The following is a 23,300-nucleotide window of genomic DNA, read 5'->3' as shown; positions in this document are numbered from 1 at the left end:
AAAAAAAGCCCCTTCACGGGGAAGAGGCTCTTTTGCAGCAGTCCGTTACACGGATACGCCGTGCTGAGCTGCCAGCGCTTTCAGGCCGCCGGCAAAGCCCTGGCCCACCGCTTTAAATTTCCACTCACCGTTGTGACGATAGAGCTCGCCGAAGACCATGGCCGTTTCGGTGCTGGCATCTTCTGACAGATCGTAACGGGCGATTTCGCTGTTGTTGTCTTCGTTAACAATACGGATGTAGGCATTAGAGACCATACCGAAGTTCTGCTTACGCGCTTCCGCATCGTAGATGGTTACCGCAAAAACGGCTTTCTGCACGTCGGCGGGCACGGTAGCCAGCGAAATTTTTACCTGCTCATCGTCACCCTCGCCTTCACCGGTGCGGTTGTCGCCCTGATGCGCGACAGAGCCGTCCGGGCTGGTGGCGTTGTTGAAGAACACGAAGTGCTGATCGGATAACACTTTGCCATCTGCGCCGACCAGAAAGACCGATGCATCCAGGTCAAACGCCTGACCATCGGTGACGCGTGAGTCCCAGCCCAGACCAGCAATCGCTTTGGTCATGGTTGGGGCTTCTTTGGACAGGTTTACGTTACCGCCTTTTGTCAGATTAACTGCCATGGTGAAATCCTCTTTGCTTGTGGCTGATGCCCGGCCAGACCGGGCAGATAATGGGTATGTGACTGCGGATCAGGACGCGTTGATACCATACTGCGCGCAGACTGAGGCCAGGCCGCCTGCATAGCCCTGACCAACGGCGCGGAATTTCCACTCGCCCGCGTGGCGATAGAGCTCGCCAAACAGCATTGCGGTTTCCGTGCTGGCATCTTCAGACAGATCGTAACGCGCGGCTTCCACGTTGCTGTCGTTGTTGACCAGACGGATAAAGGCGTTTGCCACCTGCCCGAATGACTGGCGGCGGGTTGCGGCATCATGAATGGTGACCACAAAAACAATTTTGGTCACGTCCTGCGGTACGCGGTCCAGTTCAACGATCAGCGATTCGTCATCCCCGTCACCTTCACCGGTACGGTTGTCACCGGTATGGGTCACGGAACCATCAGCCGATTTCAGATTGTTGTAAAAAATGAAGTCGTGATCGCCACGCACCTTGCCTGCATCGGTGAGCAGAAAAGCGGAGGCGTCAAGGTCAAAATCCTGACCGTCAGTGGAGCGGGTATCCCAGCCCAGACCAATTTTCACATTTTTCAGTGAAGGGTCGACTTTTGCCAGGGAGACGTTGCCGCCTTTAGAGAGAGTCACTGCCATGTTATTTTCCTCACGTCGTGCATACGCTGTATGCGGTATTCAATAGCGCGGCCGGGCCGCGCCCTGACTTACTCTGCCTGCTCTTCTTTTTTACCCGGGAACAGCAGGCTCGCGATAATCCCCAGTGCCAGCACGCCCAGTACGACATAGAGGCTGGTGGTTGCGCCGATAGCGTAACCGTGATGGAAGAAGTGCTCGGTCGCGTTCAGGCCCAGCTTGAAGGCGATAAAGAACAGCAGCACGATCACCGCTTTTTCCAGATGCACCAGATACTGCTTCAGTCCTTCCAGCACGAAATAGAGTGTACGCAGACCAAGGATAGCGAACATCATGGCGCTGTACACAATCAGCGGCTCGCGGCTGACCGCGATCACGGCCGGCACCGAGTCGAACGCAAACATCACATCTGAAAGTTCAACCACAGCTAAACAGAGCAGCATCGGCGTAGCGTAGCGGGCCGCTTTGCTCACGCGACCTACCTGCACATCCGCGTTCTCCGGCTTAGCGAGTTCAGCATCGACCTCTTTCTGGCTCAGCACAAAGGCGCTGCCTTTGAGTTTTGGCCAGATTGGATAGAAACGTTTGACCATGCGGTAAGCAAAGTGCTGTGAGTAATCTTCGATCTCATCATCGTCATCGCCGCTTTTCAGCATCATCACAGCCGTCCAGCCTACGATAACGGCAAATACCACTTCCACCCACGGACCGAGCGCCAGCAGGCCTGTACCGATGGCAACAAAAACGCCGCGGAACACGATGGCACCGATAATGCCCCAGTAGAGCACGCGGTGACGGTAGTTATTAGGAATGGCAAACCAGGAGAAGATCGCCATCATGACAAACAGGTTGTCTACCGACAGGACTTTTTCCAGCGCATAGCCGGTCACAAACAGGCTGGCCACTTCCGCGCCGTGATGGACATACAGGAAGCCTGCAAAGGCCAGCGCCATCAGGATCCAGAATACTGACCAGCCCGCCGCGCTTTTCAGCGAAATAGGTTTGTCATGCCGGTGCATGAACAGGTCGATAAAAATAGCTCCGACAGAGAGCAGTAAAAACACCGCTACCGTTTCAATCGGAAACCCGATATGGGTCGATTCCATCTATTAGCTCCAGAAAAGTCAGTAACGGTTACAGGCCAAATTCAGCGGGCTGAAAGCCCAGCGCCTGAATAATTTCGCGGGCGTTAGCCTGCTCAGTGGCGTCAAAGTCACCGTCGCTTTTGGCCACGGCAATACCCACCCGGACCGCAAGCTGCGCCTGTTCCGGTTTATTTTTTAAGGCGAGGATATATTTCATTGTTTCACCCTTGCCCACTTCCATATCGAAAGAGAATGAGGTCACCAGCTTTTCAAAAAACTGGATCACCTCATTGGTGTCGAAAATACTCAGCTCCGGCGACGCCCGCAGGAACCCCATCATTTTCTGCTTCTCTTCGCTGCTGACGCCGTCGCTGGCAACAGCAATACGGGCACAGACGGCCACGGTGCCTTCGAGAAAGGCGCGGTTTTTGTAGCGGCTTACCTGTTTTGTCAGCTCGTCGCGGCCGGCGTTAAATTTGTCTTTAAGAGAGTTAAAAAAGCTCATAATTACTCCTGATTACTTGGAACCGGCGCGCCAGTTAAAGCCCCAGCCAAACGCCTGATCGAGTTCCTGATGGCCGCTGAAATAGCGGTTGATACGCTCTACGCGGATTGCGCCGTTGTCGTTAATCAGACGGGCAATCGCACACATGTTTTGCCGGTTGTTGCCTTCAGTAAGCGCGGTTTCCACCGGCGGCTGTCCCGGAACCTGAATGGTCACCATGCCGTCAGTGTTTTCCCAGCTCGGCACACCTTCATAGATAAAGGTAAAGATCAGGACTTCTTTGATCTGCTTCCATTCGCTGCCGTTGATATGGATCCACTCACCGTCGCTGACGGCGCCGGTACGGTCATCGCCCTTCAGCTCAACGAAGGGTTCGCTGCGGAAGCTGCCAAATTTGTTGCCCAGCGCCTGTACGATAGTGCGATAGCCATCTTTCAGCTCCACAAACGCAGCCAGATCAAGGTCAACACCTTTGTTATTGTTAAAGATGCCCTTCAGGAAACCGCCGCCGCTGTTGCCGGCAGCGCGCTGGTTCCAGTTCAGGTTGACGCGGATCTGACCATAGTCATCCTTTTTCGTCAGGCTGATGGAGGGCTTCTCTTTTGTCAGACTGACTTTGCTCAGATTTACGACGGGCTGTGGTGCTGGTGCCGGAGCCGGTGCGGGCGCAGCGCTGCTCTCATCCACTTCTATACCAAAGTGTTCAGCCAGCGGCTGCAGGCCGCCGTTAAAGCCCTGAGAGACAAAGCGGAACTTCCATTCGCCGTTACGACGATAAAGCTCGCCCAGGATCAGCGCAGCCTCACTGCGTCCGGTGGTATCAACATCACACTGCACCAGCACGCTTCCGCCGGCTTCGACCTGAATGGCGAGACGCGCCAGTGACGCAACGGTTTTGCCGGCATCACAGGTGGCGGTAAAGGCTATTTTCTGCACATCGCTTTTCAGCGTTGCCAGATTAACGGTAAACATGGTTTCGTTGCCGGACGCGGAAAGACGCACTGTACTGTCATCATTTTCGCGCTGGCCATAAAACACCATGTCCGAATCGCCGCGCACTTTGCCGTTGTCATAGAGACGAAACGCTGAGATATCGACCGGTACGCCAGAGGAGACACGCACCACCAGCGATTGATTAGGTACGGGGGCATTGCCCCCTGGCGTCAGGTTCATCAGTAGAGTACCGCCTGAATATCGGGGATCATGTCCTGAATGGTGCGGGCACGCGAAGCGTTGCCGTGCGCAGTAAAGTTCCACTCGCCGCCGCTGCGGCGCAGTGAAGCTATTACGACCGCCGTATGCGAGCCCTGCTCGGTCAGGGTAAATTTCGCCAGCTCTTTGCCCTGCTGATCAACAACGCGACAGAAGGCATTCGCTACATCGTTGAAGGTTTGCCCGGTAAAGCTGTTTACCGTCAGCACCAGGCTTTCAATGCTGGCTGGCAGACGCGACAGATCGGCTTTGATCACCTCATCATCGCCGTCGCCTTCGCCAGTACGGTTATCGCCGCTGTGGACTATTGAACCATCATTTGAACGAAGCTGGCGGAACCAGACGGTGTCCACCACGCCACCGTGCGCGTCAAGCAGCACGCAGCTGGCATCAAGATCAATGCTATCGCCCCCGCCGAAAAGTTTGCCAAAGAGTCCTTTCTTTTTGGCAGGATCCCAGCCGAGTCCGAACTGAATTTGAGAAATCGCACTGCTGGATTTCGCCAGCGAAATTGTCTGATTCTTACTTAAAGATACCATCACTTCTCCTTAATGAGTGGTTAGCTGCTGCAGTAAAAACGCCGATCAATTTAACAGCTCAGCAATCATAACATGAGTTTTATCCTGCGCAAGAAAACAATCATCATATGATTACTTTCAGTTGTGAATGTAATGTTTTATAAAGAATTATCTATTTTTATTGGTAAGGCGGTAACTGTCATTAATCTGTAAATGAAGCGAGGTGCTTTATTAGTTTATTCAATCATAATATGATTGCCTGAATGTTCTGGCGTTCACCTGACGGCGCCAGCAGGCCCTGCGCTGCAAAAATAAGGAATACAACACGATGAGTCAGCCGGATGCTATCTGGTTTATGGAAGGGGTTTCTTCCCAAAAAGATATTCTTGCGCTGGTGGCGCAGGCGCGACGTGCGGGCCGGCATGATTTCGTGCTGATTGCCTCTCACCGCTCCTCCCGCCCGGAAATTCTGGCGGAAGCAGATGTTGCTTATCTGGAACCTGAGGATGACGGTGCCCTATTCGCTTTTATCCGGCATGTCTGTCAGCAGCACCGGGTACGTGCCATCCACGCCGGCAAACGCGGAGCGTTGCTGGAGCAGCAGCGAACGGCTATTGAAGCGCTGGGTGTCAGGCTGGTAACAGGCGCTCGCGAGCGCGCCACCTTTACGCTCGCTGATAACAAAACCCGTTTTAGCGCGGAGATGAGCGCGCACGGTCTGCCTGCCGTACCTTCAATTGAAGTGCGCACGCCGGATGAGGTAGCGGCTGCGATAGCGCAGGTTGAGGCGCAGGGCCATCGACCCTGTATCAAACCGGTGCACGGCATCTATGGCATGGGGTTCTGGGTGCTGCGACGCGATGCGCATACCCTGAGCTTTTTTAACAACCCGGACAGCCGCCAGATCCATCCTGACGTGCTTATTGAGAGCCTGCGTCGTGCACAGCAGGCCGGTGAGTCGCTGCCGCTGCAGATTGTCATGCCCTGGCTTGCAGGTCCGGAACGCTCGGTAGATATGCTGGTGGAGAATGGCCGGGTCATTGCAGCCGTCGCCCGGCGCAAAGAGGGCTCAGTACAGGTTTTTGAACAGGAGACGCCCGCCTGGCGCCTGGCAGTTGCCTGTGCAGAGACGCTGCATGTGGATGGCCTGATTAATGTCCAGACCCGCAACGATGCTGAAGGGCATCCGGTGCTGCTGGAGGCTAACCTGCGTCCTTCTGGCGGTATCGGTTATACCGCGTTCAGCGGGATTAACCTGCCCGGCCTGTTTGCACTGCGTCAGCTGGAACTGATTTCCGCAGCGGACGCCATTGCGCAGCGTGCCGCGTTTAATCCGGTGCAGGTCATCCCGACCAATGCCGTTCAGCCTCTGCCACAGTGTGACCCTGTCACATGGTCTGCCAGCCCGGATGAGGAGTGCCGCTGATGACCGCTGCCTTACAGATCTATCAGCGCGAGCTGCCTGGCGGCACGCTGCGTGTAGAAACGACGAGCGAGACGCCACTGGAGACGCTGTTTGATATTGCCGCACGCCGCAATCCCAAACGGGCATTCCTTTTTGTCAGCAAAATACTGGGACGTCATATCCCGGTCAGTCCGGCCATCATGCGCGCCAGTTATGAGACGCTGGCAGCAAAACTGCCGCATGACCTTCCGGGGCCGGTGCTGTTTATCGGTATGGCCGAAACCGCCGTGGGTCTCGCCGCTGGCGTATTCCGCGCGGCCAGAGAGCAGATCGCTGAGCCGGTGTTCCTCACCAGCACCCGTCATCCGGTAGAAGGTGATTTGCTGTGTGAATTTAAAGAGGATCACAGTCACGCCACCGATCACCTTATCTATCTTCCGGCTGACGCTACGCTGCGCCGCCGTGCGCTGCAGGCGCGTACGCTGGTACTGATTGATGATGAAGCGACCACGGGCAATACGTTTCTGAATCTGCTGCAGGCGCTGCGCGAAGCGGGTCTGCAGGCGGTGACGCGTGTGGTCACCGTCACGCTCACCGACTGGAGCGGTGATGCCGTGCGTCATCACTGTCCGCTGCCGGTGGAGCCGGTTTCACTGGTTGCGGGCCGGTGGCACTGGACCCCACGCGCAGGGGCACCGGTACCGGTAATGCCTGCGGTAAACGTGACGGCGCAGGGCGCAGTGGCCCTCTCCGCCCGTCAGGACTGGGGACGGCTGGGGATGGCGGACGCTCACTGCCGCTTTGCAGACGATATGCACTCTGAGCCGGGCGAACGTATTCTGGTACTGGGATCGGGAGAATTTATCTGGCCACCTTTTCTGCTGGCAGAGCGTCTGGAGCAGCAGGGTGCCTGCGTGCGCTTTGGTTCACTGACGCGCTCGCCGATCTCAGAAGGTCTGGCGATTAGCTCCATACTCGCTTTCAGCGATAACTACGGTCTTGGCATGCCAAATTTTGTCTATAACGTGGCGCATCAGCAGTTTGATCGGGTGATTATCTGTGTTGAAACGCCCGCGGAGGCTGTCTGTCCCACCCTGCTGGCAGGATTACAGCAGACGGCCCCCCGCATTGAGGTGATCGCTTATGAATAAGCCGGTTGTGCTGTGCGATCTGGATGACACGCTGTTCCAGACGAAAAGAAAAATGCTGACCGAAACCCTGCAGACCCCGGTTGAAGTGGGCGCCTACGATCGCGAGCTGCAGCCGCGCAGCTTTATGTCACAGGAGCAGTCGATGCTGGTCTCCTGGCTGCTGCAGAGCGCAGAGCTGATCCCGGTGACCGCGCGCGGTACGGAAGAGACGGCGCGCGTGGCGCTGCCTTTTACATCCTGGAAAGTCATGACGCACGGCGCGGTTATTGCGTCACCTGACGGCAGCCTTAACCGCGCCTGGCAGGATCGTATTACCAGCGAGCTGTCAGCCATGCGGGCACAGCTGGTTAGCTATCGCCAGCAGCTGAGCGATGCGCTGGATCGCGCTGGCCTTAATGCCTGGTGCCGCATGAACTACGAGTATAATGGTGTCCCGATCTATTTTGTGATGAAACATCGCGACAGCACGCAGATTGCCGAACTCTATGCGTTCAATGCGCAGATGCAGCAGCAGCTCGATACGCGGGGCTTTTATATCCATGCCAATGGCAACAATATCGCCTGGATCCCTGACTGCATTCAGAAGGGGCATGCGGTGGCGTGGCTGTTGCAGCAGCTGCGCGACACGCGTGGCCCATTCCCGGTAATGGGGCTGGGCGATAGCCTCAGCGATTTCAGCTTTATGCAGCACTGTGACTGGTTTGGCATGCCCGCCCGCAGCCAGTTTACTGACGCCATCCGCCGCCATATTTTTGACAAGGCCGACGCCCATGAAAAACCCTGAATTACAGCAGCTGCATGGCACCTATCTGCCCTCGGACGTGCAGTTTTTGCTGAATCCGGTTCAGCTTGAGATGACGCCGGTCGATGAGAAAGAGCGCCTGATCCAGTCCGGCCAGAAGCACTATTCCGAGATGCTGAGCCAGGAGCCGGCGCCGTCTGCGGCGCATCTGGAGATATTTAACTGCGCGCTGGAGATGGGCAGCGCCCGGCTTGCACGTGACGTTGTGACGCTGGCTAAAGGGCTGATAGCTCAGGCCGCTGGGCAACCTGTGATTCTGGTTAGCCTGGTACGGGCCGGCGTGCCACCTGGCGTGATGCTGCAGCGCGCGCTGCGCGATATGGGCGTGGTATCGTATCACTACGGTATCAGCATTATCCGCGATCGCGGCATTGATGAAACTGCGCTGAGCCTGATTGAGGCGAAGCACGGCACAGAGGGCATCGTATTTGTGGATGGCTGGACCGGTAAGGGTGCCATCACCGGCCAGCTGATTGAGAGCCTGCGCGACCGGCCCGGCTACCCGCCGTTGCCGCGACTGGCGGTGCTGGCCGATCCGGCGGGCTGCGCCTGGCTTGCCGCCTCCGATGACGACTGGCTGATCCCGTTTGGCATTATGGGCGCGCCGGTTTCCGGCATGGTGTCACGTTCCCTGTGGAGCGCCTCTGGCCTGCACGGCTGCGTGCTGTGCGATCATCTGCTGGCGTATGACTGCAGTTTGCGCATGGTGGACACTGTAGACCGGTTCCGGCAGCAGCTGGATACGGCACAGATTGCTGCAGCGGTGCCTTACGCCACCCACCTTCGCAACCAGCAGGCGATTGCTCAGGCAGTGATTAACCAGCTGGCGGCGCAGTATCATATTCTTAACCGCAACCGTATCAAACCCGGCATTGCCGAAGCCACGCGCGCGGTGCTGCGCCGCGTGCCCGATCACGTCCTGGTCCGCAGTAAAACCGATCCGGATGTCGCCCTGCTGATGCATCTGGCCGCGCAAAAAGATATTCAGGTAAAAGAGATGGGCGATACGTTGGGGCAGTATCGTGCCGTAACCATTATCAGGAAGGTGTCGTGATATGAGCCTGCCACTCTCCCCCTGGATGCTGGGTGCCACGCTCTATATGCCTGCCACCCGCGGCGATCTGGCTGACGTGATCCTGCATGGAAAGATCCCCCAGCTGCGTTCGCTGGTGATCTGCCTGGAGGACGCCGTCAGCGAGCGGGATGTGACTCTGGCGCGGGATAACCTGCAGACTTTACTGCGCCAGCTTCAGCAGCAAACCCCCACGCATACCCCGCCGCTGGTGTTTATCCGGCCGCGCGATGAAGCCATGGCTGCCGCATTGCTGCACGATAGCGAATTGTCTGGTATCGACGGGTTTGTTTTACCGAAGTTTAATCAGGCTAACGTACTCTCCTGGTGGCGTCTGCTGGCGCCAACGTCGCTGCTGCTGATGCCGACGCTGGAAACGCGCGATGTTTTTGACAGTACCGCGATGCAACAGCTGGCAAGCCTGCTGGAACAGCACCCGTGCCGCGAGCGTATCCTGGCTCTGCGCATTGGCGGCAACGACCTGATGTCGGTTCTGGGACTGCGGCGCTCGCGCCACCTTACGCTCTATGAGGGGCCGCTGGGTTACGTGGTGAAAATGCTGGTGGCGACCTTTGCGTCGCGCGGGTTTGCGCTAACGGCCCCGGTGTGTGAACGCATCGAAGATGTGGCGCTGCTGGAGCGTGAGCTGGCGCTGGATGTGGCGCACGGGCTGGTCGGGAAAACGGCTATCCATCCGGCGCAGCTGGAGATCATTCAGCGCGGTCTGATGGCGGAGCAGAGCGACTACGAAGATGCGCTGCGCATCATGAATTCAGAACAGGCAGTATTTAAATCGCAGGGCGCAATGTGCGAACCTGCCACGCATCGCAACTGGGCTGCTGCTATGCTGGAGCGGTCTGCACACTGCGGTATTGTCAGCGCGTATACCGGCGCGGTTTACGCCCAGCGTCAGTGATCGCTATCTTTACTCTTTTAACGGTGTGCTATGCCTCTGAGCGCAAAACAGTACAGACAGTATCAGCTGGTCGCCTTGCTGAGCACGGGTAAACCCGTAGAAAAGGCGCTTTTACTGCAGCAAATGGCGTGCTCTGAACCGACGTTTGTGCGCGATTTACGTGAAATCCGCACCAGCTATCAGGCAGAGATCAGGTTTAATAAATCCGCCGGTAACTATCAGATGACCGGCGCCGGATCGCTGACGCCTAAAATCGTTAAAATGATGCGTGAAAGTCTCGCGTTACATGACAGCGCGGGTGCAGGACAGAATCTCTCTGCGTCAGTGATACTCGACAAAGAGGCCAAAAAGTCGGTTTCTCTCTCCCTGCGCCTGTCGGTATTACGTAAAATTCAGCTTTACGCTAACCGCCATAATCTTAATCGCAGTCAGGTGATTGAGTGGCTGGTTGAACAGAATCTGGGTAAGGGAGGCAAGAAGTCTTAACGCACGGGAATCAGGCCATTTGCTGAACAGTCCGGCGTTTATCAGCCGGCCTGAATCAGCCTGAAAACAGGAAAAAGCGAACAGCAAGTTACCCGCCAGATTGATAACCACTTCTGAACAGATTGTGGCTGATGTATGATGCCTGCCTGATTTCTGCCGCCTGCTCAGAACCCGACTCTATGCGAAAAAACTCACTTAACGCTTCAGGCTCTTCACTGCTAAAAACTTCGCTGGGAAAAAGCATGATGCTGTTTCTGGTATTGATTAGCCTGTTTGTGGTGGCAATCAACGCCTGGTCGCTGTGGAACTCCTGGCAGCAGATCATAAGTGAGAAGAAAGATGATGCGCGCAATCTCTCTGTATCGCTGGCCAAACATGCTGAAGATTCGTTTCTGCAGGTTGAGATCACCTTAGCCGATGCGGTCAGGCAGTTGCGTCAGCGCGGCAATGAGTACGCGGCGACGCCGGCGTTTTTGCACCAGCTCAAAGAGCAGCAGAGTAAACTGCCGCAGCTACATGGCCTGTTTGTCTATGATACTGACGGACACTGGATCGCCTCATCCGGTAACTTTGTGCCGACCAATGCCAGCAATGCTGATCGCGCCTACTTTTTATGGCACCGCAATCACAATGACACCAATCTGCTTATCAGCCGCGTTATCCGCAGCCGCTCTACCGGCGATCTGGTTATCCCGGTTTCAGTACGCCTGAACGACAGTCAGGGGAACTTTGCCGGTGTGGCGCTCGCCACGGTGCGCGTGGACTATTTCCGCCAGTATTACAGCTACTATGCGCTGGGCAATAAAGATACGCTGGGCCTCATTCTTGCTGACGCATCGGCCCTCTATATTCGCCCTTTCCCGGACGCCTATATTGGCAGAATGCTCTCCGCCAGCCCGCTGTTTAAAACTGAACTCAAATCTGCGTCCAGCGGCAACGCGACCTGGCGCTCCTCTCTTGATGGCATCGTGCGCGTTTACGGCTATGCGCGTCTGGAGCGCTATCCGCTGATTGTTACCGCCGGGTATGACCTTGCCGCAATACGCAAAGCGTGGCTTATCGGTAATCTGATTAATCTGCTGCTCAACCTGACGCTTCTGTTTGCCATTGCCGGCATGGGGCTTCTGGTGCTTCGCCAGGTAGGAACTAACGTCAGAAATCAGATTGAGCTGACCTTTGTGCGGGATGAACTTACCAGCATTAACCATACGCTGCAGTCGCTGGCACTGGTGGATGGTCTGACCGGGCTGGCCAACCGGCGACAGTTTGACGCCCTGCTCGACCAGGTGCTGCTGAAGTCATATAAAAGCGGCGATCCGGTGGCGCTGATCATGATCGATGTCGACTGTTTCAAGCATTATAACGATACTTACGGTCACGTTGCCGGCGATGAATGCCTGCAGGATGTGGCGCAGGCCCTGAAGAGCTGCGTGCATTATCATGGCGACGTTGTGGCGCGCTACGGTGGCGAAGAGTTCGCCATCATTCTGCCGAACACCGACTTTTCAGAAGCGCAAATTGTCGCCGGACAGGCGGTTAAGGCCGTAAGAGAGCTGGGGATTGCCCATGAGAGCAGCCTGGTCGCCGCAGGCGTGGTAACCGTGAGCGCAGGCTACTATTCACTGGTCTCTGCCGGGGAAGCGTCAGAAGCGGAACAGCTCAGACGCGAAGCGGACCAGGCGCTTTACCAGGCGAAACGCAGCGGCCGCGATCGGGCGTGCGGGCTGGTCTGACAGCGCTGAGCCAGGTAAAGAACCGTCAGATTCTGGCAAGTGGTTAATGCTCTGTCCAGACTTAGCCTGTTATTGCCAAAAAGGGGCCGGCTTATGCCTTCTGCATCGCGATTACGCTTCACCCTCAACGTTGTGCTGTTTACCCTGGCGCTGAACGGTGCGGCGCAGGCTGCCCGCCAGCCAGAACCGCTGTTTCAGACGCTGCAGCCAGCGCAGAATTCGCTGGAGAATTATCGCTGGCATAAGCGGCTGCTTGTGATCTTCGCCCCTTCTGACCGCGATACGGATTTCATACGGCAAATGGCGCTGTTGCAACAGCAGCAGGATGCGCTCAGGGAGCGTGATATCGTGGTGCTGAGCGATGTCCGCCCGGCGGACGGCGGCGCGCTGCGTGCGCAGCTTAATCCTGCCGGATTTGAAATTGTGCTGGTGGGTAAAGATGGTGGCATGAAACTGCGCGAGACCCGGCCGGTAAGCGCGGAGGCCCTGCTCTTACTGATTGACCGTATGCCGATGCGTCAGGCAGGCCAGAATTAGCGTAATAAAAAAGCGGGGCACTCAGGCCCCGCTCTGTTTACCGCTGCATATGCAGGATCACTCTTCCGGAAGGGCGTAAACCACAACCTGATCGCCGACCTGATCTTTCAGAATCGTATTACCACCCGCCACAAAGGCGACATACTGACGCCCTTTATACTCATAGACAGACGGGTTAGCAACGGCAGGTGCTTCTACCTGATCGGCCCACAGCTCTTCACCTGTGTCCACGGAGTAGGCGCGGACTTTGGCATCCATTGAGGCACCGATAAAGATCACGCCGCCTGCGGTGACTGCCGGACCACCAATCGTCGGTGAGCCCCAGCTTTCTGGCATAAAGAAGCCGTACTGCTGCGAAGCACCGACCGGACGACGCCACTTCACGTCACCGGTATGCATATCGATCGCCACGATTTCGCCAAACGGCGGCTGCCAGCACGGCATGCCCAGCCAGTTGTTTGCGACCATCAGACGCAGACCATACGGGGCACCTTCCTGAGGTGCAAAACCGCTTTCATTGCCCGAGCCGTTATCCGCTTTCTCATAATCTTCACGGCTGTAGAGCTTGATATACTGCACAATGTGCGAGGTGTTGACGATAGCGATCTGCTTCTGCGGATCGAACGCCACGCCACCCCACTGTACGCCGCCAGCGCTGTCAGGATAGGTCAGCACACCTTCGCCTTTGGTTGTAGGCGGCGAATACATGCCATCGTAGCTCAGCTTGTCCCACAGGCGGGAACACTGACCTGCTCCTACGATGTCAGCCAGCTTCCAGATAGCCGGCTTTTTCGACTGATCCAGCAGCGGAGCGGGTTTGGTCGGGAAAGGCTGCGTAGGGGCCAGTTTTTCACCCTGTACTGAACCATCGCCCTGCGGCACCGGGCGCTCTTCAATTGGCCAGACATCTTCACCGGTCAGGCGATTTACCACAAACAGGAAGCCCTGCTTGGTGGCCTGAACCAGCGCCGGGATCTGCTTACCATTTACGGTAATGTCCATCAGCGTCGGCGCAGAGTTGATATCGTAATCCCACACATCGTGATGCACCCACTGGCGCGACCAGACAACTTTACCGGTTTTGATATCCAGCGCGGTCGTTGAGGTACCCAGCGGAATAGACTCCGTGCGGTTGCCGCCCCAGTAGTTAGGCGATGGGGATGAAACAGGCAGATAGACCAGACCGTTGGCCTCATCTGCTGACATGTGAGTCCAGACGTTGGCGGTACCGGTGCGGGCGCGAACGTTTTCCGGAATCGCTTCAAAGGTCCATTCCAGCTTGCCGGTCTGGGCGTTTACGGTAAAGACCGTGCCTGGAGGGGCTTCTGCATATGCCCAGTCTTTACCTGCCCAGCCAATCATTAAATGATCGCCCACAACCGTAGGCGGCTGCAGAATAGAGAGCGGATACTTCGCGTTAACGGTATTCCACTGATCGATGTCTAACACGCCTTTATTGGCAAAGTTTTCGCACGGTTTGCCGGAGTCGGCATCCAGCGCCCAGAGCTTAGCGTCAACGGTGCCCATATAAACAATCTTCTGACATGCTTCGCCTGCTACCGGATTTTTAGCCTGCCAGTATGACACGCCGCGGTTTTTCAGGACCGGTTGCGTCAGTGCTTTACGCGGTGATTTGGTATCGTAATGCCACTTCTCTTTACCGGTACCCGGATCGAGCGCAATTAACCGATCGAACGGCGTGCCGACGTAAATAGTCTCATTGGCAAAAATTGGCGTAGCGGACCAGACCGTGGCAGGCGTATCCCCTTTTCCGTCTGAGACATCACCGGTATGAAACTCCCAGATCTTCTTCAGTTTGCTGACGTTTTCCGTCGTGATCTGCTTCAGCGGGCTATATTTCTGTGCGTTCAGCTGACCGTGAAAGCTGTCCCAGGTTGCGCCTGCCGGCACCAGTGGTGTAGCCGGGTTAGCAGCGGATTCCACTTTCTGTCCATCAAGCTTGCCGGTGGATGCATCATCGGTGGTTTTTGTGGTTCCCGCATCCTGCTGATCGGCAGCATCCACATCCAGTTTTTGACGCGCGCCCATCGACGCTTCGGTGGCTTTATCTTCTGCGTGCAGTGAAAATGAACTCACCAGCAGCGCAAGTGCCGTCATACTGACTTTCATCAGCGGCGAATAGTTAGTGTTTTGCACAGGTGACTCCTCAGACTCTGACGCGTTGGGCATGGCGCCCTGTTTGTTTACTCAGCGCGATAAGCCCAATCAGGCCGACCACCATGGCTGCAGTAATGATGTACTGGTGCAGCAGCGCAGCGGAGAAGCCGATACCAAACAGCACCGCCAGCGTCACAACGATCCAGAAAACGCGCGCGCCGCCGGTGCTGCCGCGCAACAGCAGAGTCAGCAGCGCCAGTACCACGCTGGCAATAGCCACACCGAGTGCACCGATGGTGCCGGTTACGCCGGTCAGCGGCGTGAGCCAGGCCCAGAGCGCTACGCCAAAGCCAATAACGGCTGCGATGAGCAGCAATATGCTGCCCAGCCGTGAAGATTGAGAATGCAACATAGCAGGAGATCCCCCTGTTGAAAGACGTCATGTAAACCCACAGGCCGTGCGCAACGCTGAGCACAATAGCCTGCAAAAAAAGATAGCGCCGCTGCCGGATCGGGAGCCAGCAGCTGGTTTATCTAACGCAGTGAGTATAGATGAAGGAAAATAAAGTGCTCAGGTAAACAGGAGATAAATTAGCGCTGAGGCTTAGCTTAATTAATGCAAGATACACCATGCAGGATATTTTAATTTTTTTCTTACAAGCTGCGCGCCCTTAATTGCCCTGATTTGATTCAGGAGTAAATAAAGATAACCGGCCTGAAATTATGGCATGATAGCAGTCATTGTTTTTTATTAAATGGCTAACAGCATTGCTGTCGTGCATATCATATGCTGTTGCTTATGGGGCAGCGTCAGGCACGCAATGACAGGTGCTATTTCCGAAGAAAAGGCTCTAAATTAGCGGCGTTAAATGATTGCAGGAGTATTTGGTGGCGGCTAAGGAAAAAGACAGATCGTCGATGTTTAAATAATTCGATTATATAAAAAACCTAAAATCAATGACATAAATTTAACTTCATTTGAATGTTACTTGTTATTATTTGTCATGTAATGAGTTCACAACAATTTCATATCTTTACGCTTTCTTTAATAACACATCACATAATATATGCACGGTTTCACTTGTTAAATATATTTATTTTAAATATCAGGGCTGGTGATAGCTATGCCTGCAGATGAAAACATATTATTTATAAATTAATTATAATGTAAAGCATGAGCATAAAAATCTTTATCAGAGATTTTATATGCTCATATCGTATGGCATTATTTTGGAAATTTATAGCCTGCCGGACGAGTTGTATCCGCTCTGGAGCGGTTCAGAAAAGCCCTGATTCTGCATTTATCCGCCGCTTCCGGTTTCACTTTCACAGGCACAGTACAGACGTGAAGCCTGTCGCGGCTATCTATCCTGACTTCAAACAGCATGCGATCGTTGTCGGGCACAGGCAAATAGATCACCCGTTCCTGCATTAACTTTGCCTTCAGTTCAGGGGTTAAATAGCCTGAATGCATCAGGGAATTGGCAAAAGACTCAAGTAACTCACCGCCATTAAATGCCGGTTCAGCCATAACAGACTCCTTCTTATCGCATCGGTGATTGTTTTTTCACTACGCCCTGAAGCACGTCGACAGGATAATTGTCAACGCAAAACAGAAGTGTCACCTTCGGTGCGAAACAGAGATTTCATGCTTTGATTCAGAGAATGCGTTTGACCGCCTCGCTATATACTTCCGAGCGTTCTCTTTTCCCAACAGAAATCACGAAGACAACAACTTTCTCGTCTATAACCTGGTATACAAGGCGATAGCCTGAAGACCGGAGCTTAATCTTGTAACAGTCAGGCATACCACGGAGCTTGTTCGCTTCAATCCGGGGTGACTCAAGTACTTCAGCCAACTTCTTTTTCAACTGTTCACGTACCGTCGAGCCCAGCTTTCGCCATTCCTTTAGTGCCCGCTCGTCAAAATCCAGTAAATACGCCATCAGAGCTCATCCAGCGTCACGCGTACTGGCTTAGGATTGCGAAGACGCTCTTTCACTATCTCCACGAGTTCAGCGTCTTCATCACTAAGGAGTGTCTGTTTGAACGGCAAACGTTCATTTTCAGCGATATATTCAAGCATGAGGCGAAGCGCTTCAGAGGGAGTAATACCCATTTTTTCAAGCGCGGCGTAAGAACGCGCTTTAAGTTCATCGTCAATACGCAGGTTTATGCTACCCATGTCTTACACCTCTTGTAATTACAAATGTCATTACAATTATTGCACTACAACATGCTTAGGGCAAGTCACGATGGACGTCAGAAAAATAGCTGTAAGAACGCTGATCACAATCCGCTTTGTGCCAGAAGCGGACATTGTCAGTTCAACTGGTGCGAAGAGAGGGCTCTTCGAATATCTAAAATAACCTTAGTAAAAACAGTAACTGTCTCTTTGATCATGAGAAATTCCCCAGAAAATCGCCAGGGAACATTACAGCTTAGCGTTAACATCGACAGGATAAATATAGCGTATAACCGTCACGCTTTTTGATTGGGTTTCCTGATGCATGATCCCGGACAAATTAAATCTGCATATCGGCGCAACAGATGTTTTTATAAATTCATATAATACCCATTATATGAGGTTATTCTCTTTGCGCTATTCGCGTTAAGATAAGTGTCAGAAGATGCAGCCGATCGGGCTCAGCGAGCCAGGCCCAATCGTTCAAAATTCAGGCGTCGCTACGTCGATTCTGCAAATACTTGCGGGGTAATCCTCTGCAGAAATCGCGTAGCACTGCCGTTAATCTGAGCAGAAAGAGTGTGTATGAGTGAAATAATTCCGGTTGCAGGCCTTATCGCTGCCGCCGATGAAGACATAACGCAGCGGCTGAAAGAGTTTGTCAGTGATAAAGATGCTTTTTCTGATAACACGTGGCGCCAGCTGCTGAGCGTGATGCGCAGCTGCAGCCGCTGGGCTACTGAGCATGGGCGCTCATTTTTACCCATGTCTCCTGCCTGCCTGCGGGATTATCTGCTCTGGCTGCAGAGCAGCGGCAGAGCCTCTTCCACTATTGCAACGCACGCCGCGCTGATCTCTATGTTACACCGTAACGCCGGTTTGCTGCCGCCTAACAGCGCCCCGCAGGTGTTTCGCGCCATTAAAAAAATCAACCGCACAGCGGTGATTCAGGGAGAACGCGCGGGTCAGGCGGTACCGTTTCGCATAACAGATTTGCTCACGCTCGACAGACTCTGGTCAGCGTCAGAGCGTCTTCAGCAGGTGCGCGATCTCGCTTTTCTGCACGTTGCTTACGCCACGCTACTGCGTATCAGTGAAGTGGGCCGGTTACGCGTCAGAGATATCACGCGCGCGGCTGACGGACGCATTATCCTTGATGTGGGCTGGACTAAAACTATTGTGATGACCGGCGGCCTGATTAAAGCGCTGGGGGATCTCTCTTCAGAGCGGCTTACGACGTGGCTGCAGCTCTCCGGCCTGATTAATGAGCCTGATGCCTATCTCTTCGGCCCGGTTCATCGTACTAACCGCGCCGCAGTAGCGAGCGTGAAACCGCTGTCAACGCGCGCGCTGGAGGATATATTTGTTCGCGCCTGGCAGCAGGCGGGACCGGGCAATGACGCTGCCCCCAATAAAAATCGCTATCGCGGCTGGAGTGGCCACAGTACCCGCGTCGGGGCCGCTATCGATATGGCGGCGAAAAAATACAGTACGGCGCAGATCATGCAGGAAGGAACGTGGAGAAAGCCGGAAACGGTCATGCGCTATATTCGTCACATCGATGCACATGACGGCGCGATGGTTAATTTTATGGATAACCACTTTTCACGATAAGGTTTTCAGCGCTATGGCTGGCTACACTGTCAGAGCCACTATCAGCACAATATAAAATGGAGAAGACGGGATGAAAAAGTTCATACTTGGTGCGCTGTTGATGCTGCCTGCCGCTGGCATAATGGCAGCAGACTGCGACAAGGCTGAAACACAGATGGAAATGAATACGTGTGCGGCAGATGCGTACAATGTCGCCGATAAAGCGCTGAACAGCAGCTATCGTCAGGTGCTTAAGAGGATGAGCGGCGATCAGAAAACGCTGCTTCAGACTGCGCAGCGGCGCTGGATCGCCTGGCGCGATGCCGACTGCGATTTTATGACCTCCTCCACGCGCGGCGGCTCGATTCATCCTATGCTGATATCGCAATGCCTGCAGAACAAAACGGAGCAGCGAACCAAAGAGTTGCAGTCGCTGCTTAACTGCGAAGAGGGCGATCTCAGCTGCCCCCGCTAAGAAATAGTTACTTACGGTTAAAAACCGATCCCACCTGAAGTTTTGGTCTGTCATGCCGATAATGTAGCAACAGGCATATGACGCTATACATCTCCTGTTTGCTGCTATCGGCAGCGTTCTGACAAAAAAACGCCTGTCTGAGTTAATTCGCTTGGGCAGGTATGCAGGACCTTTCTTCCGGCGACAGGCTATCTGTCTGACTGAACGTGTCCCCACTCTGCTGTGTCAAGCCGGCCACAGCATTCACAACCGGGGACCGACATTGCAACCCACACCTGACGCCGAAGCGGCGCGCCTTGAGGCGCTGGCACAGTATCAGCTGATGAATACGCCACCATCTGACGCGCTGGATCGCCTTACCATGCTGGCAGCGCGGCTCTTTCGCGTACCCGTCGCGTTTATTTCGCTGATTGACAGTGACCGGCAGTTTTTTAAATCGCGTCACGGACTCTCAATCTGCGAAACCTCGCGCAGCGTCGCTTTTTGCCGTTTCACTCTTGAGCAGGCTAATATTCTCTGCGTGCCGGATACCCGCCTGGACGCCCGTTTCAGCCATAATCCGCTGGTGCTGGGGTATCCCCATATTCGCTTCTATGCCGGTATTCCGCTCACTACTCCGGGTGGCCACCGTATTGGCACCGTCTGCCTGATCGATACGCAGCCGCGCGCCGCGCTGAACGCCACCGATCGCCGGCATCTGGCCGCTATCGCCTCGCTGGTTATGGACCAGCTGGAGGTGCATCGTCTGGAGCTGCTGCGGCACAGCAGTCAGCAGCGGCTGGAGGCGATCTCTTCAACCTCCTCCGATGCCATCATCTGCACCGATATCCGGCAGGGGGTCATATTCTGGAACCCCGCCGCGACCCGGCTGTTTGGCTACACCGCGCAGGAGATGCTGGGTGAATATGTCGCGAATCTGGTTTCAGAACGCTCACAGACCGCCTACCGTCAGGAGCTGGCGCGCATGATGGCCGATCGGTCAGTTATCTCACAGCCGCGCCGGGTGCAAATATGGGCCATGCGGCGCAGCGGGCAGGCGTTTCCGGCAGAGGTCTCGTTCTCCGGCTGGCAGGAAGATCGCGAGCGCCTGGTCGGCATGATCATCCGCGATGTTACCGATCGTCATGAAAGTGAAGCGCGGCTGTGTGAACTCGCGTCACTCGATATGCTCACGCGGCTGGCCAGCCGCAGTGCATTTATGGATCAGCTGGAGCAGCTGACGCGGGCGGACGTTCCGTTCACGCTGCTGATGGTCGATCTCGATGGCTTTAAAGAGGTCAACGATATGCTGGGGCACGCGGCGGGCGATGCGCTGCTGTGCCACGTCGCCGGACAAATCCGCACGGTCTGCGCTCAGGCAATCATGGCTGCCCGGCTTGGCGGGGATGAGTTCGTGATTCTGCTGCCCGGAGATAGCCAGGCCGCGCAGCAGACCGCACTACAGCTGATAGAGGCGGTGCAGAGTCCCTTTAGCTACCAGGAAACGCCGGTGGTGGTAGGTGCCAGCCTGGGCATCGCTTCCTGGCCGCAGCATGGTCGCGATGCGTCGGCGATGATGTCAGCTGCCGATCTGGCACTCTACCAGGCGAAAGCAGCCGGTAAAGGCTGCAGCGTAGAGTTCGTCCCCGCGTTTCTTGAGGCGGAGCAGCAGCGACGTCGCTTTGAGCGCGAGCTGGAAGTCGCGGTGCGGCAGCACCAGTTTGTGCTCTATTATCAGCCACAGTTTGATGCTACAAGCCATGCGCTTACCGGCTGCGAAGCGCTGCTGCGCTGGCAGCATCCGACGCGCGGCCTGCTTCTGCCTGAAGCATTTATCGGCATGCTGATGAAAAGCTCGCTCTCAATAACGCTGGGTGAATGGGTGCTGCGCAGCGCGCTGCAGCAGGTCATGCTGTGGCAAAAGCGGCATCCGGCGCTGCGCGTCAGCATTAACCTGTTTCCCCGCCAGCTGGATGATATCCGGCTGGACAAATTACTGCGGGAACTCACCGGCAGCGATGCCAGTTTTGTCGATCTGGAAGTGGATGAGTCGATGCTGACAGCGCTGGTACAGGAAGTGCCGGCGCGCCTGAACGCTATCAGACAAACCGGCGCCAGTTTTATTATCGATCACTATGGCCGCGCGCTGGGTGCCATCAGTTTGCTGCAGCATGAATTTGTCACCGGCCTGAAGCTGGATAAGTCACTGACGGCGCAGCTGACAGAGAGTGGCCGCATCCGCATGATGTTCAGCGCGCTGGCGACGCTGGGAAAAAGCCTGCAGCTCAGGGTGCTGGCTGAAGGGGTGGAAAACAGCGCGCAGCGTATGCTGGTTAACCAGGCAGAATGCGATACGATTCAGGGGCATGCGCTGGGCGAACCGCTGAGTCCGGATGCCTTTCAGCAGCTGCTGCCCGGCAGCGCGGAGGCTCTGTGCTAATCGATTCTGCTGATGATGAGAACCTGCGCCGTCGTGCACTGCAGGCGCTGCGCGAACCGGATGAGTGTCGTGACGATGTACTGGGTAAATTTGCCCGGCTGGCCAGTCAGGTGCTGGGGATCCCGGGATGTTTTGTTTCAGTACTGGATGAGCGCGATCAATATATCCGGGCGGCGCGCAATTTTACGCTGAAGCAGACCTCGCGCGAAGAGTCGCTCTGCCGCTATGTGGTTGATGATGACAGCCCGATGGTCATCCCGGACACCTGGCTTGACGCCCGCTTTGTCACGCATCGCTTTGTCACCGGCTCCCCCTGGATCCGCTTCTACGCCGGGGTGCCGCTGAAAAATCGCGAAGGTATCATCTTTGGTACCCTCTGCGTTACCGATGTTGAGCCGCACCCCTTCGGCACGGAGCAGCTGGAGACGCTGCGGCTGCTGGCAAATCTGGTGATCTCCTTCCTGGAGGCGTGGCACGCAGCGGGCTTTACCGACCCGGTTACCGGCCTGCCAAACCGGCAGCGGCTGATCCGCGATCTGCAGCATCTTGCCACGTCTGGCGATATTACGCCCCGGCGTCTGGTGCTGATTGAGTGTGTCGATATGCCGCGCGCGTGGGAGCTGGCGCGCTCAATGGGCGTCGGCCCGGTGGAAAGCCTGCTGAAAGATGTTGCCACACTGCTGCCGCTGCGCCTGCGCCCGTCGCTGGGCGAACTGCTTTATACGGTCGCCACCGGACGTTTCGCACTGCTCACCCGCACCAGCAGCCGCCTGAGCGCGGAGTGGATTGCCGGGCGGATGGAAGGAATAAGTGCTGATTTAGGCGAAGGGCTTTCCGTTGCGCTGACCACCCATACCGGTCAGGCAGATTTTACCGCTGGCTGCTTTAGCGGCAGTGAAATTCTGCGCCGTGCGGTCAGCGCGCTGCATGAAGCTATCGGGCGTAATCTGCCTTCCGTAGCCTACAGCGCGTCGGCAGAGGTACAGCACAGCCGTGATTATACCCTGATGCATGAGTTCGCCGCCGCGCTGCGCAGCGAAGGCGGGCTTTATCTGGTTTATCAGCCAAAAATATGCCTGCAAACCGGCGCGCCAATTGGTCTGGAGGCGCTGATCCGCTGGCGTCATCCGGTTCATGGCGAGCTCTCTCCGGTGGCATTTGTCCCGCTGGCGGAGCAGACCGAGCTGCTGCAGGCGATGACCACGTGGGTCATTGACCAGACAATTGCGCGAATGGCGCGACTGCGCAATCACTGTACGCAGCTGCCCGTTACGGTCAATGTCAGCCTCAACGATTTTGCGCGTGAGGAGTTTGCCGCCGTGCTGGAGGAGCAGATGCAGCGCCATCGCCTGCCGACTTCTCTGCTGGGTATTGAGTGTCTGGAAACCGAACGCATTATCGAAAGCCCGATGGCAATGGCCGGGCTGATGCGGCTGAAGCAGCGCGGCTTTGGTATTTCGCTGGATGATTTTGGAACCGGCTACAGCAATATCAGCTATCTGCGACGTATGCCGCTGGATGTCATCAAGCTCGATCGCTCTCTGATCAGCGATCTCTCTTCAGATATGGCATCGCGTATCATCGCCCGCAGCATCATCAGCATGCTGAAAGAGCTGGACTATGTGGTACTGGCTGAAGGAGTCGAGAATGCGGAAACCGTCGATACCCTGACGGAGTATGGCTGCGATCAGGCGCAGGGATACTTTTACGCCAGGCCCATGGCCGATCGGGAACTGGATGCGTGGCTGCTGTGGAAACTGCGTGAACAGTGTCGCTGAGTGAGTCGCGCATAGAAGGGAGCGCCGCGCCGTCAGTGCCGCAC

The 23,300-nt window shown here is 55.6% G+C and carries 23 protein-coding genes; 12 read left to right on the top strand and 11 right to left on the bottom strand.

Going from position 1 to position 23,300, the window contains the following annotated elements; translation table 11 throughout:
* Positions 1 to 45: 45 nt before the first annotated feature.
* From BBA90_RS04010 to BBA90_RS03985, 6 genes are all read right to left on the bottom strand, one after another.
* Complete coding sequence (locus BBA90_RS04010; RefSeq protein WP_040113372.1) at positions 46 to 621, bottom strand: TerD family protein; 576 nt, start codon at positions 619 to 621, stop codon at positions 46 to 48.
* A 69-nt stretch (positions 622 to 690) separates the two neighbouring features.
* Positions 691 to 1,269 (bottom strand): TerD family protein, encoded by a 579-nt coding sequence (locus tag BBA90_RS04005; RefSeq protein ID WP_040113371.1) that lies wholly within the window; start codon positions 1,267 to 1,269, stop codon positions 691 to 693.
* 68 nt (positions 1,270 to 1,337) lie between these two features.
* On the bottom strand, positions 1,338 to 2,372 hold the full coding sequence (locus BBA90_RS04000; RefSeq protein WP_065648022.1) for a TerC/Alx family metal homeostasis membrane protein: 1,035 nt from the start codon (positions 2,370 to 2,372) through the stop codon (positions 1,338 to 1,340).
* Between the two features lie 28 nt (positions 2,373 to 2,400).
* Positions 2,401 to 2,856 (bottom strand): tellurite resistance TerB family protein, encoded by a 456-nt coding sequence (locus BBA90_RS03995; protein WP_065648021.1) that lies wholly within the window; start codon positions 2,854 to 2,856, stop codon positions 2,401 to 2,403.
* A gap of 12 nt (positions 2,857 to 2,868) precedes the next feature.
* Positions 2,869 to 4,029 (bottom strand): TerD family protein, encoded by a 1,161-nt coding sequence (locus BBA90_RS03990; RefSeq protein WP_065648020.1) that lies wholly within the window; start codon positions 4,027 to 4,029, stop codon positions 2,869 to 2,871.
* The gene (locus BBA90_RS03985) at positions 4,029 to 4,607 is read right to left on the bottom strand and encodes a TerD family protein (RefSeq protein WP_065648019.1); all 579 of its coding nucleotides are present in this window, start codon (positions 4,605 to 4,607) and stop codon (positions 4,029 to 4,031) included. Before BBA90_RS03985 ends, BBA90_RS03990 begins: the two co-directional genes overlap by 1 nt.
* Positions 4,608 to 4,914: 307 nt before the next feature.
* Here BBA90_RS03985 and BBA90_RS03980 point away from each other — a divergent pair, with 307 nt between their 5' ends.
* The 8 genes from BBA90_RS03980 to BBA90_RS03945 all read left to right on the top strand — a co-directional run bounded on the left by BBA90_RS03980 (position 4,915) and on the right by BBA90_RS03945 (position 12,688).
* A complete protein-coding gene (locus tag BBA90_RS03980; RefSeq protein WP_065648018.1) occupies positions 4,915 to 6,012 on the top strand; it encodes an ATP-grasp domain-containing protein in 1,098 nt (365 codons plus the stop codon).
* Positions 6,009 to 7,142 (top strand): phosphoribosyltransferase domain-containing protein, encoded by a 1,134-nt coding sequence (locus BBA90_RS03975; RefSeq protein WP_369826835.1) that lies wholly within the window; start codon positions 6,009 to 6,011, stop codon positions 7,140 to 7,142. The genes BBA90_RS03980 and BBA90_RS03975 overlap by 4 nt, the downstream gene beginning before the upstream one ends.
* Positions 7,135 to 7,926 (top strand): hypothetical protein, encoded by a 792-nt coding sequence (locus BBA90_RS03970; RefSeq protein ID WP_065648017.1) that lies wholly within the window; start codon positions 7,135 to 7,137, stop codon positions 7,924 to 7,926. Before BBA90_RS03975 ends, BBA90_RS03970 begins: the two co-directional genes overlap by 8 nt.
* Positions 7,913 to 8,998 (top strand): cysteine protease StiP family protein, encoded by a 1,086-nt coding sequence (locus BBA90_RS03965; RefSeq protein WP_065648016.1) that lies wholly within the window; start codon positions 7,913 to 7,915, stop codon positions 8,996 to 8,998. Before BBA90_RS03970 ends, BBA90_RS03965 begins: the two co-directional genes overlap by 14 nt.
* A gap of 1 nt (position 8,999) precedes the next feature.
* On the top strand, positions 9,000 to 9,932 hold the full coding sequence (locus tag BBA90_RS03960) for an HpcH/HpaI aldolase/citrate lyase family protein (protein ID WP_065648015.1): 933 nt from the start codon (positions 9,000 to 9,002) through the stop codon (positions 9,930 to 9,932).
* A 30-nt stretch (positions 9,933 to 9,962) separates the two neighbouring features.
* On the top strand, positions 9,963 to 10,418 hold the full coding sequence (locus tag BBA90_RS03955) for a hypothetical protein (RefSeq protein WP_065648014.1): 456 nt from the start codon (positions 9,963 to 9,965) through the stop codon (positions 10,416 to 10,418).
* 179 nt (positions 10,419 to 10,597) lie between these two features.
* Positions 10,598 to 12,151 carry a GGDEF domain-containing protein gene (locus tag BBA90_RS03950; RefSeq protein WP_065648052.1) on the top strand — a complete coding sequence of 518 codons (1,554 nt, stop codon included), beginning with the start codon at positions 10,598 to 10,600 and terminating at the stop codon, positions 12,149 to 12,151.
* Between the two features lie 93 nt (positions 12,152 to 12,244).
* Positions 12,245 to 12,688, top strand: a complete 444-nt coding sequence (locus tag BBA90_RS03945; protein ID WP_065648013.1) for a DUF4174 domain-containing protein — start codon at positions 12,245 to 12,247, stop codon at positions 12,686 to 12,688.
* Positions 12,689 to 12,745: 57 nt separating this feature from the next.
* Here the strand turns inward: BBA90_RS03945 and BBA90_RS03940 are convergent, their stop codons facing one another.
* From BBA90_RS03940 to relB, 5 genes are all read right to left on the bottom strand, one after another.
* Complete coding sequence (locus BBA90_RS03940; RefSeq protein WP_211049734.1) at positions 12,746 to 14,806, bottom strand: pyrroloquinoline quinone-dependent dehydrogenase; 2,061 nt, start codon at positions 14,804 to 14,806, stop codon at positions 12,746 to 12,748.
* A 49-nt stretch (positions 14,807 to 14,855) separates the two neighbouring features.
* Positions 14,856 to 15,218, bottom strand: coding sequence for a hypothetical protein (locus BBA90_RS03935; RefSeq protein WP_065648011.1), 363 nt, complete (start codon positions 15,216 to 15,218; stop codon positions 14,856 to 14,858).
* Positions 15,219 to 16,031: 813 nt separating this feature from the next.
* A complete protein-coding gene (locus BBA90_RS03930) occupies positions 16,032 to 16,337 on the bottom strand; it encodes a hypothetical protein (protein ID WP_065648010.1) in 306 nt (101 codons plus the stop codon).
* 127 nt (positions 16,338 to 16,464) lie between these two features.
* Positions 16,465 to 16,752, bottom strand: coding sequence for a type II toxin-antitoxin system mRNA interferase RelE (gene relE / locus BBA90_RS03925; protein WP_040113359.1), 288 nt, complete (start codon positions 16,750 to 16,752; stop codon positions 16,465 to 16,467).
* Positions 16,752 to 16,991, bottom strand: a complete 240-nt coding sequence (relB, locus tag BBA90_RS03920; protein WP_065648009.1) for a type II toxin-antitoxin system antitoxin RelB — start codon at positions 16,989 to 16,991, stop codon at positions 16,752 to 16,754. Before relB ends, relE begins: the two co-directional genes overlap by 1 nt.
* A gap of 585 nt (positions 16,992 to 17,576) precedes the next feature.
* Between relB and BBA90_RS03915 the strand changes: the two genes are divergently transcribed.
* The 4 genes from BBA90_RS03915 (at position 17,577) to BBA90_RS03900 (ending at position 23,256) form a co-directional block, all read left to right on the top strand.
* Positions 17,577 to 18,605, top strand: coding sequence for a tyrosine-type recombinase/integrase (locus tag BBA90_RS03915; protein WP_065648008.1), 1,029 nt, complete (start codon positions 17,577 to 17,579; stop codon positions 18,603 to 18,605).
* 70 nt (positions 18,606 to 18,675) lie between these two features.
* Positions 18,676 to 19,059: a lysozyme inhibitor LprI family protein gene (locus BBA90_RS03910; protein WP_065648007.1), complete on the top strand. Its 384-nt coding sequence runs from the start codon at positions 18,676 to 18,678 to the stop codon at positions 19,057 to 19,059.
* Between the two features lie 322 nt (positions 19,060 to 19,381).
* Positions 19,382 to 21,478, top strand: a complete 2,097-nt coding sequence (locus BBA90_RS03905) for a putative bifunctional diguanylate cyclase/phosphodiesterase (RefSeq protein WP_065648051.1) — start codon at positions 19,382 to 19,384, stop codon at positions 21,476 to 21,478.
* Positions 21,472 to 23,256: an EAL domain-containing protein gene (locus BBA90_RS03900; RefSeq protein ID WP_065648006.1), complete on the top strand. Its 1,785-nt coding sequence runs from the start codon at positions 21,472 to 21,474 to the stop codon at positions 23,254 to 23,256. The genes BBA90_RS03905 and BBA90_RS03900 overlap by 7 nt, the downstream gene beginning before the upstream one ends.
* Positions 23,257 to 23,300: the final 44 nt, after the last annotated feature.

It is taken from the genome of Pantoea eucrina, assembly GCF_001691555.1.
GTDB classification, from domain to species: Bacteria; Pseudomonadota; Gammaproteobacteria; order Enterobacterales; family Enterobacteriaceae; genus Pantoea; species Pantoea borealis.
The sequence above is the reverse complement of the archived record's forward strand: the minus strand, read 5'-3'. Positions and strand labels throughout refer to the sequence as shown.

What these genes read in the sequence shown, in the direction of transcription:
- BBA90_RS03910 (WP_065648007.1), top strand. Translation starts at nt 18,676, where the DNA reads ATGAAAAAGTTCATACTTGGTGCGCTGTTGATGCTGCCTGCCGCTGGC.
- BBA90_RS03980 (WP_065648018.1), top strand. Translation starts at nt 4,915, where the DNA reads ATGAGTCAGCCGGATGCTATCTGGTTTATGGAAGGGGTTTCTTCCCAA.
- BBA90_RS04000 (WP_065648022.1), bottom strand. Translation starts at nt 2,372, where the DNA reads ATGGAATCGACCCATATCGGGTTTCCGATTGAAACGGTAGCGGTGTTT.
- BBA90_RS03915 (WP_065648008.1), top strand. Translation starts at nt 17,577, where the DNA reads ATGAGTGAAATAATTCCGGTTGCAGGCCTTATCGCTGCCGCCGATGAA.
- BBA90_RS03965 (WP_065648016.1), top strand. Translation starts at nt 7,913, where the DNA reads ATGAAAAACCCTGAATTACAGCAGCTGCATGGCACCTATCTGCCCTCG.
- BBA90_RS03930 (WP_065648010.1), bottom strand. Translation starts at nt 16,337, where the DNA reads ATGGCTGAACCGGCATTTAATGGCGGTGAGTTACTTGAGTCTTTTGCC.
- BBA90_RS03960 (WP_065648015.1), top strand. Translation starts at nt 9,000, where the DNA reads ATGAGCCTGCCACTCTCCCCCTGGATGCTGGGTGCCACGCTCTATATG.
- BBA90_RS03945 (WP_065648013.1), top strand. Translation starts at nt 12,245, where the DNA reads ATGCCTTCTGCATCGCGATTACGCTTCACCCTCAACGTTGTGCTGTTT.
- BBA90_RS03955 (WP_065648014.1), top strand. Translation starts at nt 9,963, where the DNA reads ATGCCTCTGAGCGCAAAACAGTACAGACAGTATCAGCTGGTCGCCTTG.
- BBA90_RS03985 (WP_065648019.1), bottom strand. Translation starts at nt 4,607, where the DNA reads ATGGTATCTTTAAGTAAGAATCAGACAATTTCGCTGGCGAAATCCAGC.
- relE (WP_040113359.1), bottom strand. Translation starts at nt 16,752, where the DNA reads ATGGCGTATTTACTGGATTTTGACGAGCGGGCACTAAAGGAATGGCGA.
- BBA90_RS03905 (WP_065648051.1), top strand. Translation starts at nt 19,382, where the DNA reads ATGAATACGCCACCATCTGACGCGCTGGATCGCCTTACCATGCTGGCA.
- BBA90_RS04010 (WP_040113372.1), bottom strand. Translation starts at nt 621, where the DNA reads ATGGCAGTTAATCTGACAAAAGGCGGTAACGTAAACCTGTCCAAAGAA.
- BBA90_RS03950 (WP_065648052.1), top strand. Translation starts at nt 10,598, where the DNA reads ATGCGAAAAAACTCACTTAACGCTTCAGGCTCTTCACTGCTAAAAACT.
- BBA90_RS03940 (WP_211049734.1), bottom strand. Translation starts at nt 14,806, where the DNA reads ATGACGGCACTTGCGCTGCTGGTGAGTTCATTTTCACTGCACGCAGAA.
- relB (WP_065648009.1), bottom strand. Translation starts at nt 16,991, where the DNA reads ATGGGTAGCATAAACCTGCGTATTGACGATGAACTTAAAGCGCGTTCT.
- BBA90_RS03970 (WP_065648017.1), top strand. Translation starts at nt 7,135, where the DNA reads ATGAATAAGCCGGTTGTGCTGTGCGATCTGGATGACACGCTGTTCCAG.
- BBA90_RS03990 (WP_065648020.1), bottom strand. Translation starts at nt 4,029, where the DNA reads ATGAACCTGACGCCAGGGGGCAATGCCCCCGTACCTAATCAATCGCTG.
- BBA90_RS04005 (WP_040113371.1), bottom strand. Translation starts at nt 1,269, where the DNA reads ATGGCAGTGACTCTCTCTAAAGGCGGCAACGTCTCCCTGGCAAAAGTC.
- BBA90_RS03935 (WP_065648011.1), bottom strand. Translation starts at nt 15,218, where the DNA reads ATGTTGCATTCTCAATCTTCACGGCTGGGCAGCATATTGCTGCTCATC.
- BBA90_RS03995 (WP_065648021.1), bottom strand. Translation starts at nt 2,856, where the DNA reads ATGAGCTTTTTTAACTCTCTTAAAGACAAATTTAACGCCGGCCGCGAC.